19 protein-coding genes are annotated in these 18,415 nt (G+C 38.4%); 8 read left to right on the top strand and 11 right to left on the bottom strand.

Annotation, left to right across the window (positions count from 1 at the left end):
• Positions 1 to 73 precede the first annotated feature (73 nt).
• Genes H8S40_RS02610 through murB form a run of 4 tightly spaced genes read right to left on the bottom strand, consistent with a single transcriptional unit; the run spans position 74 to position 3,094 of the window.
• Complete coding sequence (locus H8S40_RS02610) at positions 74 to 331, bottom strand: HPr family phosphocarrier protein (RefSeq protein WP_118738243.1); 258 nt, start codon at positions 329 to 331, stop codon at positions 74 to 76.
• Positions 328 to 1,287, bottom strand: coding sequence for a DNA-binding protein WhiA (gene whiA, locus H8S40_RS02605; RefSeq protein WP_022074502.1), 960 nt, complete (start codon positions 1,285 to 1,287; stop codon positions 328 to 330). The genes H8S40_RS02610 and whiA overlap by 4 nt, the downstream gene beginning before the upstream one ends.
• A 9-nt stretch (positions 1,288 to 1,296) precedes the next feature.
• On the bottom strand, positions 1,297 to 2,175 hold the full coding sequence (rapZ, locus tag H8S40_RS02600) for an RNase adapter RapZ (RefSeq protein ID WP_022074503.1): 879 nt from the start codon (positions 2,173 to 2,175) through the stop codon (positions 1,297 to 1,299).
• A gap of 13 nt (positions 2,176 to 2,188) precedes the next feature.
• Entirely contained in the window at positions 2,189 to 3,094 is a 906-nt protein-coding gene (gene murB / locus H8S40_RS02595; protein WP_186864478.1) for a UDP-N-acetylmuramate dehydrogenase, read from the bottom strand.
• 182 nt (positions 3,095 to 3,276) lie between these two features.
• Here murB and H8S40_RS02590 point away from each other — a divergent pair, with 182 nt between their 5' ends.
• Both H8S40_RS02590 and H8S40_RS02585 read left to right on the top strand, forming a co-directional pair.
• Entirely contained in the window at positions 3,277 to 4,617 is a 1,341-nt protein-coding gene (locus tag H8S40_RS02590; protein ID WP_186864477.1) for an HlyC/CorC family transporter, read from the top strand.
• A 104-nt stretch (positions 4,618 to 4,721) separates the two neighbouring features.
• Positions 4,722 to 5,489, top strand: coding sequence for an N-acetylmuramoyl-L-alanine amidase (locus H8S40_RS02585; RefSeq protein ID WP_118738247.1), 768 nt, complete (start codon positions 4,722 to 4,724; stop codon positions 5,487 to 5,489).
• Positions 5,490 to 5,627: 138 nt separating this feature from the next.
• Here the strand turns inward: H8S40_RS02585 and glmM are convergent, their stop codons facing one another.
• The gene (glmM, locus tag H8S40_RS02580; protein ID WP_118688309.1) at positions 5,628 to 6,971 is read right to left on the bottom strand and encodes a phosphoglucosamine mutase; all 1,344 of its coding nucleotides are present in this window, start codon (positions 6,969 to 6,971) and stop codon (positions 5,628 to 5,630) included.
• Positions 6,972 to 7,141: 170 nt separating this feature from the next.
• Here glmM and H8S40_RS02575 point away from each other — a divergent pair, with 170 nt between their 5' ends.
• Positions 7,142 to 7,936: an HAD family hydrolase gene (locus H8S40_RS02575; RefSeq protein ID WP_186864476.1), complete on the top strand. Its 795-nt coding sequence runs from the start codon at positions 7,142 to 7,144 to the stop codon at positions 7,934 to 7,936.
• A 121-nt stretch (positions 7,937 to 8,057) separates the two neighbouring features.
• Here the strand turns inward: H8S40_RS02575 and rpiB are convergent, their stop codons facing one another.
• On the bottom strand, positions 8,058 to 8,504 hold the full coding sequence (gene rpiB, locus H8S40_RS02570) for a ribose 5-phosphate isomerase B (RefSeq protein WP_022074512.1): 447 nt from the start codon (positions 8,502 to 8,504) through the stop codon (positions 8,058 to 8,060).
• A gap of 200 nt (positions 8,505 to 8,704) precedes the next feature.
• On the opposite strand from rpiB, the gene H8S40_RS02565 reads away from it, so the two are divergent.
• The 5 genes from H8S40_RS02565 (at position 8,705) to H8S40_RS02545 (ending at position 12,399) form a co-directional block, all read left to right on the top strand.
• Positions 8,705 to 9,388, top strand: coding sequence for a TetR/AcrR family transcriptional regulator (locus H8S40_RS02565; protein WP_186864475.1), 684 nt, complete (start codon positions 8,705 to 8,707; stop codon positions 9,386 to 9,388).
• Between the two features lie 97 nt (positions 9,389 to 9,485).
• Positions 9,486 to 9,725 carry an acyl carrier protein gene (locus tag H8S40_RS02560; RefSeq protein WP_186864474.1) on the top strand — a complete coding sequence of 80 codons (240 nt, stop codon included), beginning with the start codon at positions 9,486 to 9,488 and terminating at the stop codon, positions 9,723 to 9,725.
• 11 nt (positions 9,726 to 9,736) lie between these two features.
• Positions 9,737 to 11,026 carry a thiolase family protein gene (locus H8S40_RS02555; protein ID WP_186864473.1) on the top strand — a complete coding sequence of 430 codons (1,290 nt, stop codon included), beginning with the start codon at positions 9,737 to 9,739 and terminating at the stop codon, positions 11,024 to 11,026.
• Positions 11,027 to 11,038: 12 nt separating this feature from the next.
• Positions 11,039 to 11,476, top strand: a complete 438-nt coding sequence (locus H8S40_RS02550) for a Zn-ribbon domain-containing OB-fold protein (protein WP_117990236.1) — start codon at positions 11,039 to 11,041, stop codon at positions 11,474 to 11,476.
• A gap of 92 nt (positions 11,477 to 11,568) precedes the next feature.
• Positions 11,569 to 12,399, top strand: a complete 831-nt coding sequence (locus tag H8S40_RS02545) for a ThuA domain-containing protein (RefSeq protein ID WP_118724754.1) — start codon at positions 11,569 to 11,571, stop codon at positions 12,397 to 12,399.
• Between the two features lie 107 nt (positions 12,400 to 12,506).
• Here the strand turns inward: H8S40_RS02545 and H8S40_RS02540 are convergent, their stop codons facing one another.
• Genes H8S40_RS02540 through H8S40_RS02520 form a run of 5 tightly spaced genes read right to left on the bottom strand, consistent with a single transcriptional unit; the run spans position 12,507 to position 18,373 of the window.
• Positions 12,507 to 13,103, bottom strand: a complete 597-nt coding sequence (locus H8S40_RS02540) for a 4'-phosphopantetheinyl transferase family protein (protein WP_118688313.1) — start codon at positions 13,101 to 13,103, stop codon at positions 12,507 to 12,509.
• Positions 13,082 to 14,029 carry an alpha/beta hydrolase gene (locus H8S40_RS02535; RefSeq protein WP_118724753.1) on the bottom strand — a complete coding sequence of 316 codons (948 nt, stop codon included), beginning with the start codon at positions 14,027 to 14,029 and terminating at the stop codon, positions 13,082 to 13,084. Before H8S40_RS02535 ends, H8S40_RS02540 begins: the two co-directional genes overlap by 22 nt.
• 58 nt (positions 14,030 to 14,087) lie before the next feature.
• The gene (locus H8S40_RS02530; RefSeq protein WP_186864472.1) at positions 14,088 to 15,044 is read right to left on the bottom strand and encodes a carbohydrate kinase family protein; all 957 of its coding nucleotides are present in this window, start codon (positions 15,042 to 15,044) and stop codon (positions 14,088 to 14,090) included.
• A gap of 6 nt (positions 15,045 to 15,050) precedes the next feature.
• Positions 15,051 to 16,472, bottom strand: coding sequence for a glycoside hydrolase family 32 protein (locus H8S40_RS02525; protein WP_243116240.1), 1,422 nt, complete (start codon positions 16,470 to 16,472; stop codon positions 15,051 to 15,053).
• A 14-nt stretch (positions 16,473 to 16,486) separates the two neighbouring features.
• Positions 16,487 to 18,373 (bottom strand): sucrose-specific PTS transporter subunit IIBC, encoded by a 1,887-nt coding sequence (locus H8S40_RS02520; protein WP_186864471.1) that lies wholly within the window; start codon positions 18,371 to 18,373, stop codon positions 16,487 to 16,489.
• Positions 18,374 to 18,415: the final 42 nt, after the last annotated feature.

Genomic DNA, 18,415 nt, shown 5'->3' with positions numbered 1-18,415 from the left:
CTTTTTATATTCTATTTGTTTTCGTGAATACTTCACTTTTGTTCACATCTGTTATCCGAACAAAAGATGCCTTCTATTTTACTTCTGCAAGAAATGTCTTAATTCCCTCTGCTGCCTTCACTTCATCTTCCCCATCTGTCAAAACAGTTACTTCTTCACCATCCGATAAATTCAAGCTCATCATACCCATGATGCTCTTTGCATTAATCTTCTTATTATCAACCAGAATAAAGATCTTGCTTGCGTACTGACTTGCTTCCTGTACAAGCAAAGCAATAGGTCTTGCATCTAATCCTTTTTCATGTTTCACGATAACCGGTGTTTCAATCATAATACTCCTCCTTGCTCTTTTCTAACCTTTTCTGCCAAATCTCCCAGTTTTCTAAGTCTGTGATTCACTCCTGACTTTCCAACCGGCGGCGACAAAAGAGCTCCTAATTCTTTTAATGATGCATCTGGGTGCGAAAGTCTGGCTAATGCCACTTCCTCTAATCCCTCTGACAGCTTTTCTAATCCAATCGTATCTCTTAGATATGTAATATCCTCCAACTGCTTAACCGCTGCTGATACGGTTTTATTCAAATTTGCCGTCTCGCAGTTCACCTTTCGGTTTACTGTATTGCGCATTTCTTTCAAAATTCGTACATTCTCAAGTTCCATCAACGAAACGTGCGCTTCCATAATATTCAATATATCAACGATTTGTGAGCCTTCTTTGAGATATACGACATATGATTTCTTTCTCTGGACGATCTTTGCATCCATTGAAAAGCTGCTCATTAATTCCCGTATCTGTTCTGCCATTGGTTCTGCAGCACACACAATTTCAAAATGATATGCTTTCTTAGGATCACTCATGGAACCCGCTGCCAAGAATGCTCCCCGAATAAATGCTCTCTTACAGCAGGTCTGTTGTACCACGATAGGATTCACAATCCGGACCTCTTCAAATCCATCCAAATGTTCATCTATCAACTTAACCGCCTGTAATACTCGAAGTGCATCCTGGTGCTGTTTTACAACAACCGAATACGATACGCTTTGCTTTTGAATGTTTCTCCTTATTGATATATCAGACTCTATATTAAATGTTTTTTTAATCAATGTAAAGACTTTTCTTGCAACCGCTTTGTTTTCTGTGTGTACTTTTACCCGATATTCATTTCTACTATTAATAATGATCGAGCCACATAGTCCAAGAATTGCTGCCAGTTCTGCAATCTGACAGTGTCTTGCACTGCTCCAGTGTTCTGACAGTTCTTCTTTTACATTTCCCGAAAATGACATGTTATACCTCTATTTTGCCTTTGTAATAGCATCTTTCTCAATATCTCGGTGTTCAATACGAACACCATAATTTTCATCCTGCTTCACAACCTGATACAATGCATTTGCCACAGTAACAGAACGATGCTTTCCTCCTGTACATCCAATTGCAATGACCAACTGGTTTTTTCCTTCTAATATATAATTTGGCAGCAAAAATTGAATCAAATCCGTAAACTTTTTTAAAAATTCTTCTGCCCGCGGACTGTTCATCACATATTCCTGCACTTCTCTGTCATTTCCTGTTTTTTCTTTCAATCCACTGATATAATATGGATTCGGTAAAAAACGTACATCAAAAACCAAATCCGCATCCTGTGGGATTCCATATTTGAATCCGAATGACATTACCGTAATATATAGATTTTTAAAATTTTTGCCATCTACAAAAATCTGCTCCAGCTCTTTTTTCAACTCTCTTGTAAGCATCTTACTTGTATCTAATATATAGGTTGCACGCATCTTTAAGAACGAAATCTTCTCACGTTCTTTTGCAATCCCGACATCTATATGACCGGCTCCTCCAAGCGGATGCTGTCTTCTTGTCTCTTTATAACGCTTCACAAGGACATCGTCCTGTGCATCCAAAAACAGTATCTCGTAATCAATCCCGGCCTTATCCATCGCATTCAGCTGTTCTTCTAATCCATCCAAAGCCTGTCCGCTTCGCACATCAATCCCAAGTGCTACCTGCTTCAATTCTGAATTTGGAGTTGTCAAAATCTCTGCAAATTTTGGCATCAGCTGTATCGGAAGATTATCGACGCAAAAATAGCCCAAATCTTCCAGAATCTTCAATGCAATTGATTTTCCTGCTCCTGACATACCCGTCACAATTACTAATTTCATCTTCATACCTCTTTTATTTTTCACCAATAATCTTTACTTCCGGTTCCAATCGTACGCCAAATTTTGCCTCTACTTTATCAGACACCTGCTCCATCAATGACAAGATATCTGTCGCTGTTGCATGATCTTTATTGATTACAAATCCACAATGCTTTTCTGACACCTGGGCTCCACCGACCTGAAAACCTCTAAGTCCTGCATCTTGAATTAATTTTCCTGCGAAGTATCCTTCCGGTCTTTTAAATGTGCTACCTGCACTTGGATATTCTAACGGCTGTTTGCTCACTCTCCGTTCTTTTAGTTCATCCATATACTCACGGATAACAGCTTCATTCCCATATTCCAGTTTCAGCTGAGCACTCAATATAATATCCTGATTCTTTGCAAATACACTGGTACGATATCCCAGTTCCATCAAATCTGCCGGAATTACAGCAATCTCACCTGCTGAAGTTAACACACATGCGTTCACAATAACCTGCTTCATCTCTCCACCATATGCACCCGCATTCATCATCACTGCACCACCTAAGGTTCCCGGAATACCTGATGCAAATTCAAAACCAGTCAGTCCTTCTCCCAATGCCTGTGCTGCAATTTTTGAAAGTAAAGCTCCTGCCTGTGCATAAATCGTCTCACCTTCTACGCGGATCTGATTCATCTTGCGTGCGATTTGAATGATCACACCTTTAAATCCCTTATCTCTGACAAGCAGGTTACTTCCATTGCCCATCACATAATAAGGAACATTTTCCTTTTTCAATAACAACACCAAATCCCGTACCTGTTCTTCATTTGAAGGCATCACTAAATAATCCGCCTTGCCGCCGGCTCGAAATGTTGTGTGCTTATCCATCGGCTCGTCTTTTAAAATCTGATCTTCAGAAACAATCTTACATAATTCTTCATATATATTCATCTAATTATCTTCCTCTCATTTTTCGCTCTATGAGGAGCTCTAAACAGTTTACATAATACAATACTTTGTGCTGAAATTCAACTATACAAAGCCTACAGGTGTTGCAAAACTCATAGAAATGATGTATATTAGATTCGTGTACTCGTATTTAAAAATAGATTTCAAAGGAGTTGATTAAAACATTGGACTCGAGTGACGCGATACAATTTATAGTACTTATTATTTTATTATTTTTATCAGGATTTTTCTCCTCTGCTGAGACGGCATTAACAACTGTCAGCAAGATTACTATGCGCTCTATGGCAGATGACGGAGATAAGCGGGCAGCATTGGTTCTGGATGTTATTGAAAACCAGAAGACAAAGATGCTCAGTGCAATCTTGATTGGCAACAATATTGTTAATATTTCTGCCTCTTCTCTGGCTACTACATTAGCTTACAGTTTCGGTGGATACATGGTCAGTATTGTCACAGCTGTACTGACAGTATTGATTCTTGTATTTGGAGAGATTACTCCTAAGAGTATGGCAACACTTCGTGCTGTTAAGTTTTCTCTCTCTTATATCAGGGTCATTCACTTTTTAATGACGATCTTGACACCGTTCATTTTTATTGTGAATTTATTTTCACGCGGTATTCTTGTATTATTACGAATCAATCCGGATGAAGCCAATAAGGCAATGACAGAAGACGAACTTCGTACAATCGTAGATGTCAGCCACGAAGATGGTGTCATTGAATCTGAAGAGAAGGAAATGATATATAATGTGTTCGACTTAGGTGATGCAAAAGCAAAAGATGTTATGGTTCCTCGTGTTCATGTAACATTTGCCGATGTGAACAATACATACACTGAATTAATTGACATTTATAAAGAGGATAAGTTTACCCGCCTTCCTGTTTATGAAGATACAACAGACAATGTAATCGGTACGATTAACATGAAGGATTTGTTGCTCTTTGACGACAGAGAACATTTCAAAGTCCGCGATATTTTGAGAGAAGCTTATTTCACTTATGAATATAAGAATATTTCTGAATTACTCGTTGAGATGCGTGATGCATCCATTAATATTGCGATTGTTTTAGACGAATATGGCGAAACTGCAGGTATTATCACACTGGAAGATATTTTGGAAGAGATTGTCGGCGAGATTCATGACGAATACGATGAGAACGAAGAAGATTTCATTCGTAAGATAAACGATTTAGAGTATATCATTGAAGGTTCTGTCAGTCTCGTTGATTTGAACGATCGTCTGAAACTGGATGTCAGACATCAGGAATTGGAATCCGAAGACTTTGATTCCCTCGGTGGATTTATGATTGAGCATCTGGATCGATTACCGGAAGTCGGCGATGAGTTCACTACCGAAGACGGTATTCGTATGGTAGTAGAGAAACTGGACAAAAACCGAGTAGAGTTGGTACATGTCTACTTGCCGGAGATTGTTCATGATATTTCCACAGAAGAGAACGAGACATCTGATTCAGTAGATGATACTAATACAGAATCTAATTAGAATAAAATATATTCCATATAATTAAGAAGGTTCGTGATTTGATTGCGAACCTTTTTCTATGCCCTGCATACTATAAATAGAAACTTCCCACATGAGGTATCTTTATGCCTTATTCAATTATGTTGGATGCCGGTCATGGCGGTCGTGACCCTGGTGCTGTATATAACGGCCGTCAGGAAAAAGACGATACCCTGCAGCTCGTTCTTGCAATCGGAGAAATTCTTCAAAATGACGGCATCGATGTAGAATATACCAGAACAACCGATATTTACGAAACGCCATATGAGAAAGCGATGAAAGCCAACAATGCAGGAGTAGATTTTTTCATCTCTATCCATCGCAATTCTTTTCCTACCGACAATGTCGTATCCGGCGTCGAGTCTCTTGTCTACAGTCTCTCTGGAATCAAATTACAAATGGCTGAAAATATCAATGAGCAATTAGAAATGGTGGGATTTGTTAATCTCGGAGTCAAGGCACGTCCAAATCTGGTCGTACTGAAACGCACAAAAATGCCGGCGGTGCTTGTAGAAGTTGGATTCATCAATTCAAAAACTGACAATCAATTATTTGATGAAAATTTCTCTGACATTGCACAGGCAATCGCATCTGGTATCTTAGATACACTCAATCAGCTCAATGCCTCTGCCAAACCAAAAAGATTTCATGTACAGGTTGCATCTTATCGAAATCCGGCATATGCAGAACGCATGTTAAACGAGTTATTGGAAATGGACTTTCCTGCAGAAATTGAAGAAAAAGATGGTTTCTACCGGATACGTGTCGGCGATTTTGAAACTCTGGATCAGGCTGTCGCAATGGAACAGAGACTTCGCCGGGCAGGTTATCAAACCTGGATTGTGACTGTATAAAAGAACCAAATCGATTAAGCTTGTCGTATTTGTTCTGATTATCAACTGTTCACTAACAATAAAAGGATGATGTTCAATCTGATACAAGATTGAACATCATCCTTTTTGTACTTAAAAATAGCCATTCTCAATATGTTTTTATGCTTCCAGTCCCTCTGCTTTGATCACATCAACAACCTGTGCTACATATTTCTGGCAAATCTCATCTGTTGCAGCTTCAACCATAACACGGATCACTGGCTCTGTTCCACTCTCACGAACCAAAATTCTTCCGTCGCTTCCAAGTTCCTCTGCTACTTTCTCAACAGCTGCCTGTACCTTTGGATTTTCTGTTGCTGTCTTCTTATCTACCACACGTACATTCTGTAATAACTGTGGATAAATCTTTACTTCCTCACAAAGCTGAGATAATTTCTGTTTTTTCTCCATAATTACTTCCATAATCATAAGAGATGTCAATATACCATCACCTGTTCTCGCATGTTTGCTGAAGATAATATGTCCTGACTGCTCTCCTCCAAGGATAAATCCGTTCTGAAGCATATTTTCATATACATATTTATCTCCAACTGCTGTCTGCTCATATTTCATACCAATCTTATCGCAAGCTTTGTACAGACCCAAATTAGACATAACTGTTGTAACAATTGTATCTCCAACCAGTTTTCCCTGTTCTTTCAAATATTTTCCACATATATAGAGAATTAAATCTCCATCTACAACATTACCCTTATCATCTACTGCGATACAACGGTCTGCATCTCCATCATAAGCAAATCCTACATCCAGCTGTTTTTCTTTTACAAATGCCTGCATCTGTTCGATGTGTGTAGATCCACAGTTTGTATTGATATTCACACCATTCGGCTCGTTACTGATAACATATGTCTTAGCGCCCAATGCATCAAATACGCTCTTTGCAATCGCAGATGAACTTCCGTTTGCACAGTCTAATCCAACTTTTTTATCTTTGAATGAACGTGTTGCAATTGAAATCAAGTGTCCTACGTAACGATTTCTTCCTGCTGCATAATCTACAGTACGTCCAATATTCTCTTTTGTTGCAAGTGGAACTTCACCGCTTTCTCCATCAATATAAGCCTCTATCTTCGCTTCTACTTCTGCTTCCAGCTTATGTCCCTGACCATTGATTACTTTGATTCCGTTATCGTAATATGGATTATGACTTGCTGAAATCATAATACCACAGTCAAAATCTTCTGTTCTTACTACATAAGAAACACTTGGTGTTGTTGTTACGTGAAGCAGATAAGCATCTGCACCTGACGCAGTCAGTCCTGCTGCCAGTGCATATTCAAACATATAACTACTTCTTCTTGTATCCTTACCAATAACAATACGAGCCTGATGCTCCTGTCCAAAATACCATCCCAGGAAGCGTCCTACCTTAAATGCATGCTCTACTGTTAATACAACGTTTGCTTCTCCACGAAATCCATCTGTTCCGAAATATTTTCCCATAATTAATACCCCATTTATAATCTTTCTCTTAAGGTTCTCTTTCAAGTTCATGTTTTATTATATTCTTTTTCTTTCCGAGATACAACCCAAAATGTTGTGTACAAAAAATATAAAATGAAGTAAAATGTTACTGTTCACAAGTAAAAATCTACAATTCGGAGGAATTATTTATGATAAAATTAATCGCCAGTGATTTAGACGGCACATTATTACAAAATGAAGCACAGGAATTGACACCACGCGCCATTGATTTGATTTCACAACTTACTCAGAAAGGGATCCACTTTGTAGCTGCCAGTGGACGTCAATATGACAATGAACGCCGTGTATTTCATGCTTTAAAAGATGATATTTCTTATATCGCAGAGAATGGTTCCGTATGCATTCATAACGGTGAGGTTATTTCCCGCTCCACAATCGACCCGGATCTTTGCTCAAGAATCTTGAACGAAGTAAAAAAAGAAGCCCATTTTGATATTGTTGTTTCCCGTGAAGATTCTTGCTTTATTGAAGATGTACATCCTGATTTTGTAAATCATATTGTAAATGTAATGCATAATACGACAACAATCGTTGACGATATTCGCTCTGTAGACGGACCTATCTTAAAAATCGCAATCTGTAATATGATAGATGGGCCTCATATTATTGATAAATATCTCAAATATCTTCAAGATATGTTTGGTTCTGAGATAAAGGTTGTCACTTCCGGTAATATCTGGATTGATTTTATTGCTCCTGGCACAAATAAAGGCACTGCCCTTTCTAAGCTTTTGGATGTACTTCATATCAAACCGGAAGAATGTATTGCTTTCGGTGACCAGTACAACGATATTGAGATGCTTCAGTATGTCGGTACAAGCTATGCAATGTCCAACTGTGCTCCCGGTGTCTCTTACCACGCAACTTATGTTACAGACTGTGTAGAAGATGTTCTTGAAGATATATTAAATACCATCTTATAATTGCAAAAGACCTCATGTATATGATATTTGCTTTGTCTGCCTGACAAGCAGCATATCATCATACATGAAGTCTTTCTTAATTTTCTCTGTTTTTTAATCCCGCGTAACTCTGGCCGTAAAATTACTCGTTCTTTTCTTCGATATCCATGATCAGATCGACTCTTCTCTGGTGTCTTCCACCTTCGAAATCTGTATCCAGCCATGTCTCAACAATCATTTTTGCCAGCTCAGCGCCGACTACTCTTGCCCCAAACGCAAGGATATTACAATCATTGTGAAGTCGTGACATCTTTGCTGTATATGGTTCACTACATACAGCTGCACGTACACCTTTTACTTTATTTGCTGCCAGTGAAATACCAAGTCCTGTTCCACAGATTAAAATACCACAATCAACCTCTTTTGAAACAACCGCTCTTCCAACGATTTCTCCATAAACAGGGTAATCACAGCTTTCCGAAGTTTTTGTTCCATAATCAACAACTTCGTGACCTTTCTCTTTTAAGAACTCAATAATCTCTGCTTTCAGCTCCAGCGCAGAATGATCATTACCAATTCCAATTCTCATAATCTTTAGCTCCTCATTTTCTCTTATTTTAGTTACATATTTCCTATACTTCTACTATTCTGAATGTTTGCTTTAAAAATGTCAAGACAAGGAATGTACTTTTCCACGTACTTTCCCATTCCTTGCTAAAAAAATACGATTGAGATATAATATTTACATATTTATTTCTGTAAAAAATCAATTTGTAAAGGAGGCGGCTTATGGCAGACATAATTACCAAAAAGCCAAAATCAGAACAGACAAAACAGAACATTATCGATACATATCTAAAGCTAATCCCATCAAAATGCTGGGATAAAATAACAGTCAAAGAGCTTTGTGCTCAGGCAAATATTACTCGTGGTACTTTTTATCAATATTATTCCGACATCTATGATTTAATGGAGCAAATTGAAAACACTCTTTTAGATGACGTCAATCGCTTTTATAATGCCGCTTCAAAGTCACAGCCTTCCTCTTCTTGTTCCACAGGAAAATTTGAAGACAGCTTTGATTATGCTCCACCGCAGCTTATGACTGCCTGGTTTAAATTCTGTAAGAAAAACAAAAAGGAAATTGCTGTCATGCTTGACCCAAAACATTCGGATATTTATTTTATGAAGAAATTGAAAAACATCCTATCTGAACATATTAATCAAATGATGGATGATGATGGATTGCCTGATGACACCCTTCGCCGTTATTTCACAAATCTCCTGATTGAGATGCATTTCCTTGCAGCCCGTTACTGGCTGGAAGAAGAGGATGAGGCGGATGTTCTTTCGACAACTGATATTCTCAATCTCTTAAATACGATGCGTGTCGGTGCTAATTATCTTCATTATTTTCAATCTACCAGACCGGATTTCGATATTAAAATGAACATTCCTGAAGATAACGAATAATATTTTTATACACTTTCCAAAATAGTGTTCTAGTATCTCTCCTATTTTCAGTTATAAAATAAATCTATAAACTATTAAATCTTTGGAGGGACGAAATATGACAAGAGAAGAAGTAATTTCAAAATTAATTGAATATGCTGCAATGGCTTTTCATGCAGATGCAGACAAAATCAATGAAAACACAGATATCGCAGAGGAATTAGGTGTAGCTTCTACACAGCGTGTAGCTATGAGTGCATCCATTGAAAATGATTTTGATGTAATGATTCCTGTTGCAAGATTCGGAAAGTATAAAACAATCGGCGATCTGGCAGACTTCGTTATTGAAGAGATGTAAGAGGTGGCATTATGGTACACAATGTAAAACTAGGTAAAAATATGAGAAGTGTTTCCATTGTCGGAGTTGGTGCAACACCATTTTTTAACGGAGTTACAAATCCTCAATATAAAGGACTTACCAACGGAGAATTATTTGGATACGCTGCTTTGGATGCAATGAAAGATGCTCACGTTGAGCCACGTGATGTGCAGTATTTCTTCCATGGTTCTGCAAATCCACATGTGCTAAATAACTGTATTACCCCAAATCTTCAGGTTGCTGACTGGTTCGGCATGAGAGGAAAAGGTTCTCTCTCCCACTCAGAAGGCTGCTGCACCGGATACATTGCGCTGGAAGAAGCTGTGTTTGCTGTAGCCAGTGGTACGTATGATGTTGTCCTTACAGGCTGTTGCGATCAAGGAACAGGCATGCCTGACGGAAATACTCCTGACCACATGCGTACAGCACTTACCACAGAAGTTCTTTTCCCGGATTTGGATTCTATCTTTGACCGTGCATACGGAAGATATCTCGGTGGCGGTCCTGGTATGAATCACGATGACTGGATTAATTTCTATGCAAAAGAAAACCATCTGTCTGCTGAACAGATTGATGATGTTTTGAATCATCAGGCATATCATTTCCGCCGTGCTGCTGAACTTTGCCCTAGAGCCATCCGCAGAACACCTTATGATAAGCTTGCTAAAGATGCAGGATATGATGATGTATGGGAGTATATGAAATCCCCTCACAATCCAAAAATGACTCAATACTTAAGAACATCCAGTGATTCTTGTGTAGCCGACGGAGCTGCCTGCTGTATCGTAGTTCCTACTGAAATCGCACACAAGTTTTCGGACAAACCAATCGAAGTTTTAGGAACAGGTGCTTCTGTACTGGATGCTATCGTTCCGCACCTTGAGAAAAAAGCTACTGCTGAGGCTGCCCGTCAGGTATTTGAAATGACCGGACTTACTGCTGATGACATGGATTTAGTATTCGTAAATGATTTTATCGGATCATCTGCATTTCTTGCTGCAGAAGAGATTGGATATCTTCCAAAAGGTGAAGGATGGAAATATGCGTTAGACGGACGTCTTGCATTTGATGGTGACAAACCGATGAATACAAATGGAGGCCGCACTTCTTATGGTCATGCATTTGGTGCATCCGGAATGGCCGATGTATTCGAAGCTGTAACTCAGATGCGCGGTGAAGCCGGAGAACGTCAGGTCAAGAAAATGCCTAAGCATACATTCTTAAGAGGTTTCGGCGGTGCACAGAATGTCCGTGCAACGATTTTGAGAGCCAATTTCTAAAGGAGGATTATCATGGATTTGAATAGAATCAGCACAGAAGAATTCTGGAATCCGGAACATGTTGTAGAAAAGTTCTGGAATGGTTTAAAAGACGGAAAAATATACGCAAAGAAATGCAAAGAATGTGGTGCGATTGAATTTCCACCTCATCATGCATGTAATTCTTGTGGTTATCACGAGACAGAATGGACTGAATTGTCCGGGAAAGGCGAATTAATTACTTTTGTATTCACAGGTGCTTTAAATGCAAGACTTGAGCTTGAAGATCAAGGATTAAAGTATGTTTGTGGTGAAGTAAAATTAGACGAAGGTCCTTCCATCAATGCCGTTATTCTTGGCATCAACAAAAAGAAAGCTCGAGAAATCACGGATAAACTCCCTGTAAGAGTCCGTCCTGTTTTTCACGATATGGGAAGATATACAACACTTTTCTTTGAACTTGATGAGTAATAAATAATCTAAAACAATTGCTGTCACCCTATATGATATGAAACAATATAGGGTGGTAGCAATCATTTTACCAGTTATAAGGAGATGTACTTATGGATAAATTAAACGTATTATTAGTAACCGGCCTGCTTACAGCCGAGCATCAAGGACGTAAAATCACACAGCGCCTACGCGATCTTATGGAAGCCACCGGACGATTCCACGTTGCTATCGTAGAAGAATTCCGCAATATCACTCCGGCTTTTTTAGAGCCATATGATGTTCTGTTTGTTGATTATGATGGTAAAACATGGCCGACCGACCACGCCCGCCGCTTCGGTGAACAGACAGAGTCTACCATCTATGATTTTGTTGCCAAAGGAAAAGGTATCGTGTTCTATCATTCCTCAATCTGGGTAGATTCTGACTGGCCTGATGAATGGCGAAAACTCCTTGGAGGATACTGTTCTATGGACAAAGGCTGCAGACGCTGCCCGAAAGATGACTTTTATGTAGAAACGATGGATGAAAATCATCCAATCACCAAAGGAATTGATAATAAATGGATGAATGTATTCGATGATCTGTTTACACAGCTTATCATTCATCCTGAAGCTGATGTGCACGTTCTGGCATCTGTTTATGATGACGTAGAAAATTATCGTATTCCAGGTTTTCCACCTGCTCATCATCCTGTTGAAATTCCGGGCGGCAAGCTTGAGAATATGCCTGGAGTCAATGAATATACTCCTGTTATCTGGACAAATACATACGGAAAAGGGCGTGTATTCGTCACATCAATCGGTCATTGGGAGGCTCTGGATCGATTTAACTTCATTACAATGCTTGTACGCGGTGTTGAATGGGCCGCTACCGGTGAAGTCACTTTAAAGAAACCGGATCGTTCCGGTGAGAATCGGTTGAAATTGTTCCCATATTATTAGAATAGTCTTAAAGAGGATTTTCAACAGCGGATATTGTCAATTAACACTATAAAAATATAAGAAGAAAAAAGGGGAAATTTGCATTTACTGATTTCCCCTTTAATAGTCTATATCGATTTAAATATTACCTCAAGAAATATTTCTTCTTCCGTTGCGACACTAATAAAATAATTCTCCACTCTTCTGGTATCTATATAACAATTCATATCTCGAAGCTCTTTCCAGCCTTCTTCAAATCCGATTCCTTTTAACTTTAATCTTGCTTCAAATTCCGTCCATAGCTGTGAGAATTTCTCATTTTTTTCTTCTCCCGATAAATCAGTTAATTCTTCCTGCATTCGAGGTGAGTATACTTTCTTTACGGTTGCTTCATGGCACTGCATAATATGTTCTATATCTACACCTATCTCGCAATCCGCAATTGCAAGTACCACATAGTTACCACTGTGTGACAGATTGAAAAAAGGCTCCCCGGCTTTAAGAAATGGTTTTCCATTTTCATTTATGATAAGCTGTTCCTCATGCTCAATATTTAAGTACATTTTCAACAGATATCCTGCCATTAATTCTTGTTTTTTATCTTCCTCAATCTTATGCTCCCGGTATTTTTTCACATATTGAGGTGCTATCTGAGAGAGTATCTTTTTCTCGTATTGAAGTATATGTTCTGCATCCGCTATGATTAATTTTGCTTTGTATGACATATCAAAAACTCCATTTCCTCATTGTTGCACCGCTCTGCTTCTTGAAGCTTCAAATTGATGTTGAACACGTGATTTAATTCATGTTCTTTTGAAACACACATATACAATCTGGCATTAACATTTTGTTCCATTAAATAGCGCATCAATTCAAGACTATGCATTTTCACAAAGTCTGTCTCAGATGTCACAAGCAAAGTATCCGGAAACTGTGATGTAACATATTTGCCAAATTCAAACAAATCTATTTTCTGTTCATACAACGAGTGGTATTCCTCTTCTGTTATCTGCTCTGGATTTTTATTTTCTAAATTCAAATATTCAAATGCAATCATTCGAACAAGGTCAGATCGTCTGCATTCGTAATTTACCTGGTATACTCCGCAATTTAATACAATTGCCTCAAACACATTTTTTTTCGGTATCTGAAATGTAAATTGCCCGGCATACTTCTCATTAGAACTGATTGCGGCATATTGCCCTAATATCTGGGCGCCAGCTGAATCACCTGTTCCATAAATATGAGACGGATCCATATTATATTCTTTTGCATGCTCCAAAATCCAGGTCATTACAGTATTTAAATCTTCAACAGGTGCCGGAAAATACGCATGCGGAACAAGTCTATAATTGATATTAACCACAGCAAAGCCTTTCTGCACAAGTTTCCAGCAATAATATTTGTATCGCTCTTTTGAACTCTGCATCCAGGCTCCTCCATGGACATTCACCAATATTGGAAGGCATTCACCTACACTGTCCTTTGGTCTGTATATATCTAATGTATTCCATTGCTTTTCTGCACCATATTGTATTTGTTCGTATATCACTACATTATCCGGGTTGGTTATGGATTCGTCAAACGTTGCCAATTGTTTCTGCTCTGTCTCTTCAAATAAATCCCGAATCATTTCTGTAAATTTTGTCATTTATCTAACTCCTTTAAGACACGAAAAATAATACGTCTCTTTAGAAATGTCAAAACCATTATCCTAATAATCCGGCAATTTCTTTTTCTTCCGGCATTACACGAAGTGCACCTTTTCTTGTTGTAATGATTGAAGCTGCCGCGTTTGCAAACTGCAACATTTCAAATAAATTTTCTTCTGTCAGGTTTTCCAGTCCATGCTCACAAATATAATGCAATACACAGCCACAGAACGTATCTCCTGCCCCCGTTGTTTCAATTGTATTTTTCTGGATAAATGGTTTTACTTCAACCATTTTCCCGCCATAATAAGCACGGCTTCCTTCTTTTCCCATCGATACAAGAATCAATGGAATCTGGTATCTTTCTAAAATCCACTTCACTCCATCTGTATAATCTTCCTGACCTGTCAGCCATTGAATTTCATTATCAGAAATCTTTAAAATATGACAATGAGAAAGTCCATACAAAATCTGTTCTTTCGCCTCATCCAACGAATTCCACAAAGGCTCACGCAGGTTTGGATCAAAAGAAATGATATCTCCTGCTTCTTCTGCTATCTGAATGGCTTTTTTTGTTGCCTTTCGCACATCCTCATGTGTCATTGACAAGGTTCCAAAATGAAACAATTTAGACTCTTTGATCAGTTCTTCTTTTACTTCAGACTCTTTCAGCATCATATCAGCGCCTGGATTACGGTAGAAAGAAAAATCCCTGTCACCGTCCGGATAAGTATGTACCATCGCAAGTGTTGTATGAATTTCTTTGTCCATACACAATCCTGTTGAATCAATTCCTACTTCCTCAATTGCTTCTTTTAACTGCTTTCCAAAGAAGTCATCTCCGACTTTCCCAATAAATGCTGTTTTATGTCCAAGCTTTGTCAACATAGCCAGAACATTGCATGGTGCCCCACCCGGATTAGCTTCAAAAAGAGGGTTGCCCTGACCACTTACTCCGTTTTCCGTAAAATCAATCAACAATTCTCCAAGTGCTGTTACATCATACTTTTTCATATTCAATCATTCCTTCCACTGAATTTTCATTGGTTCAAGTTCATACAGCACACCATTACCACAGCCATATACTTGTATCTCTTCCGGCTGCTCAGGATAAAAACGTGTGCTCATAACATACTCACCTTCATTATAAAACACTTCTATCGAAGATGCATCAATAAAAATCTGTATTTTATTCAGCGATGGAAGATTTATAAAGCGTTCTGTACGTCCGGCACCTGTTTTTTCGTCCATTACCAGTTTAACCACGCCATCTCTCCAACTAATACAAACACCTTTACCGATTTGAATTTCCAACGCAGCACCTTGATTTTCAAAAATAAACTCACTGTATTTTTCTGACTTTAACCCAACTTGCTTTTCACATACAAAATTAAATTCATTTTTCCTAAGTGCTTTCAATTCCTCAACAGGTCTTGCCATCAGCCTATTGTTTTCCCAATGTAATTCTCTTGGAAGACTCATGCAATGCTGCCACATATTTTCAGTTGTAGGATTGATATAATCTGCATCCGGCATTCCCATCCAGCCAATCACAATGCGCCGTCCGTCCGGTGCTTCGAAAGTCTGCGGTGCATAATAATCAAATCCCATATCCGCTTCATAATATTCTCCCAATTCATATTCTCCTCTAAAATCACCTTTTAAAGGAAAATATCCACAAGAATACACATTTTGACCAATATCATCATGAGGCTGCATCCCTTGTGGAGATGTCATCACGATCCATTGTCCATCTACGCAAAAAATGTCCGGGCACTCCCACATATATCCCATATCGTTTTCTGTTTTAATTACATTGATATGCTTCCAATTATATTTATCCGTTGATTCAAAAATCAATAACTCACCTTTGTCCTGCCGCGTTCTTGCACCAAGTACCATGTAGTATTTTCCATCCATTTTCCAGACCTTTGGATCTCTGACATGGCAGCTCAAATCATCCGGATAATCTTTATTTTCTAAAATGCACTGATTACTATCCGGCAAAATTCCATCTTTTGTAATCGCAAGCCCTACATTATGACCACGCCCTTCATAAATATAATCATAATCTCCCGGATGCTTTACATTTCCTGTGTAATATAAATACAGTGCATCATCTTCCGCAAGTGCAGATCCTGAATATACTCCATTTATATCCCATGAATCTACCGGATATAAAAATGTCGGATGCTTTTTCCAGTTCAATAAATCTTTACTTGTATAATGCCCCCAGAAAATATCGCCTCGATTAGCATCTAATGGACTATGTTGAAAAAACACATGATAATTTCCTTTATAAAAACATAGACCATTCGGATCATTCATCCATCCAGACAAAGGCATCAAATGATACCCTTGTCTGAATTTATCGTTATTCATTTTGGAAAGTGCAAGTTCTTCGGCTACTTTGATTTTCTGATATAATAAATCTTTTTTCACGTTTTAATCCTCTTTTATTTTGTTATATCAAGAAGCGTCTCTCCCACGAGAATCTCCCCTTCATGTTCCACCTTTATATCTGCAAAATCATCTGTATTTGTAACAATAACCGGTGTGATTGTTTTAAATCCCGCTTCTTTGATTGCTTTCATATCAAACTCCATAAGCAAATCACCCGCTTTTACTTCCTGACCTTCACTGCAATGCGATGTATAATATTTTCCATTCAACTGGACTGTATCAACCCCAATATGAATCAATAATTCCACTCCATTTTTTCCTTCAAGACCAACTGCATGCCCCATAAGTGTGCTGACTGTCGCATTGAATGGTGCATATACTTCACCTTTTACCGGCTCAATTGCAATTCCTTTTCCTAATACTTCAGAAGCAAATGTTTCATCTCCTGTTTCAGATAATCCAACAACTTTTCCTTCTACCGGAGAAAGTACTTGTTTATCATCATTTGCGCTATTTACCACTGTTTCTTTCAAAGTATCCTTTTCTACTTTTTTATCGTCCTCTTTTTTATTCTCGTATCCGAAGATCCATGTAAGAACAAATGCGACACCTGCTGCAATTAAGAACATTAAAATATATTTAACAGGTGTATTCAGACAAAGAAGGATTCCAAAAATACCTGTTACGCCAGTTCCTGTTGCTCCAAGAGATGTAATTGATGCAAACATCGCTCCACATCCACCACCGATACAAGCGCAGATAAATGGTTTGAAAAATCTCATATTTACACCGAAGATAGCTGGTTCTGTGATTCCCATAAATGCTGATAAAGAAGATGGCAATGCCATTGCTTTCAATTTCTGGTCTTTTGTTTTTAATGCAACTGCCAACGCTGCGGCACCCTGTGCTATGTTTGCTGCTGATGCAAGTGGAAGCCAGTATGTACAGCCAAATTCTTTGATTTGTCCCAGGTCAATAATTGTATACATATGATGAATACCTGTTACAACTGTCGGTGCATATAATGTTCCCATTACAAATGAACCGATTCCAAAAGGAATTGTAATCAATGCCTGAATTCCGTTGATAATGCTTGATTCCACAAAGTTGAAAACAGGTCCGATCACTGTCATTGTCAAAAATCCTGTCACAAAAACAGATACAAGCGGTGTAACAAACAGATCAAACATTGCCGGTACTCGTTTATGCAGCCATTTTTCAATTGTTGCCATAACAAAAACTGCAATGATTACTGAAATAACATGTCCCTGATAACCAACAAGCGGAACTTTCCAAAGACCAAATACATCCAGATACTGTTCTACTCCGCCTGTCATTGTCCATGCATTCTGCAAATTCGGATGAACCATGATCATACCGATAACAGCACCTAAAAATGAATTCCCGCCAAATACTTTTGCTGCCGAAAATCCGATCAATACAGGCAGAAATACATAAGCTGTATTTGAGAACATATTTGCCAAAACAAAAAGACTGCTTTCATTTGACATAGAAATATATCCATTATTAATCAAGAAATTTAATGATTCCATAATTCCCATCAAAAAACCTGATGCTACGATTGCTGGAATGATTGGAACAAAAATATCTCCGAGTGTCTTGATAAAACGCTGGAAAGGATTTCCTTTGCTTGCCGCGTCTTTCTTAACATCTTCTTTTGTTGCTGCTGAAATTCCGGCGATTGCAATAAATTCATCATAAACCTTATTTACTACTCCTGTCCCGAAAATGATCTGCAACTGCCCGGACGCTTCAAAAACACCCTTCACTCCCTCTACTTCTTCCAGTGCTTCTTTTGAAACTTTGCTGTTGTCGGCAATTACCATGCGTAATCTTGTTGCACAATGTGCTGCTGATACAATGTTATCTTTTCCACCAATCAAACGAATAACCTCTGATGCTGCTTTTCTGTAATCCACCTGAATACCTCCTTCATGTTTTATATATTTTTTATATTTGTT

Origin of the sequence: Ruminococcus hominis (genome assembly GCF_014287355.1) — a bacterium.
Taxonomy (GTDB): domain Bacteria; phylum Bacillota; class Clostridia; order Lachnospirales; family Lachnospiraceae; genus Schaedlerella; species Schaedlerella hominis.
This window is presented reverse-complemented; position numbering and strand designations above follow the sequence as displayed.

Bases quoted from the DNA above. Each gene is read 5' to 3' on its own strand.
- H8S40_RS02610 (WP_118738243.1), bottom strand. From the start codon at position 331: ATGATTGAAACACCGGTTATCGTGAAACATGAAAAAGGATTAGATGCA.
- whiA (WP_022074502.1), bottom strand. From the start codon at position 1,287: ATGTCATTTTCGGGAAATGTAAAAGAAGAACTGTCAGAACACTGGAGC.
- rapZ (WP_022074503.1), bottom strand. From the start codon at position 2,175: ATGAAATTAGTAATTGTGACGGGTATGTCAGGAGCAGGAAAATCAATT.
- murB (WP_186864478.1), bottom strand. From the start codon at position 3,094: ATGAATATATATGAAGAATTATGTAAGATTGTTTCTGAAGATCAGATT.
- H8S40_RS02585 (WP_118738247.1), top strand. From the start codon at position 4,722: ATGCCTTATTCAATTATGTTGGATGCCGGTCATGGCGGTCGTGACCCT.
- glmM (WP_118688309.1), bottom strand. From the start codon at position 6,971: ATGGGAAAATATTTCGGAACAGATGGATTTCGTGGAGAAGCAAACGTT.
- H8S40_RS02575 (WP_186864476.1), top strand. From the start codon at position 7,142: ATGATAAAATTAATCGCCAGTGATTTAGACGGCACATTATTACAAAAT.
- rpiB (WP_022074512.1), bottom strand. From the start codon at position 8,504: ATGAGAATTGGAATTGGTAATGATCATTCTGCGCTGGAGCTGAAAGCA.
- H8S40_RS02565 (WP_186864475.1), top strand. From the start codon at position 8,705: ATGGCAGACATAATTACCAAAAAGCCAAAATCAGAACAGACAAAACAG.
- H8S40_RS02560 (WP_186864474.1), top strand. From the start codon at position 9,486: ATGACAAGAGAAGAAGTAATTTCAAAATTAATTGAATATGCTGCAATG.
- H8S40_RS02555 (WP_186864473.1), top strand. From the start codon at position 9,737: ATGGTACACAATGTAAAACTAGGTAAAAATATGAGAAGTGTTTCCATT.
- H8S40_RS02550 (WP_117990236.1), top strand. From the start codon at position 11,039: ATGGATTTGAATAGAATCAGCACAGAAGAATTCTGGAATCCGGAACAT.
- H8S40_RS02545 (WP_118724754.1), top strand. From the start codon at position 11,569: ATGGATAAATTAAACGTATTATTAGTAACCGGCCTGCTTACAGCCGAG.
- H8S40_RS02540 (WP_118688313.1), bottom strand. From the start codon at position 13,103: ATGTCATACAAAGCAAAATTAATCATAGCGGATGCAGAACATATACTT.
- H8S40_RS02535 (WP_118724753.1), bottom strand. From the start codon at position 14,029: ATGACAAAATTTACAGAAATGATTCGGGATTTATTTGAAGAGACAGAG.
- H8S40_RS02530 (WP_186864472.1), bottom strand. From the start codon at position 15,044: ATGAAAAAGTATGATGTAACAGCACTTGGAGAATTGTTGATTGATTTT.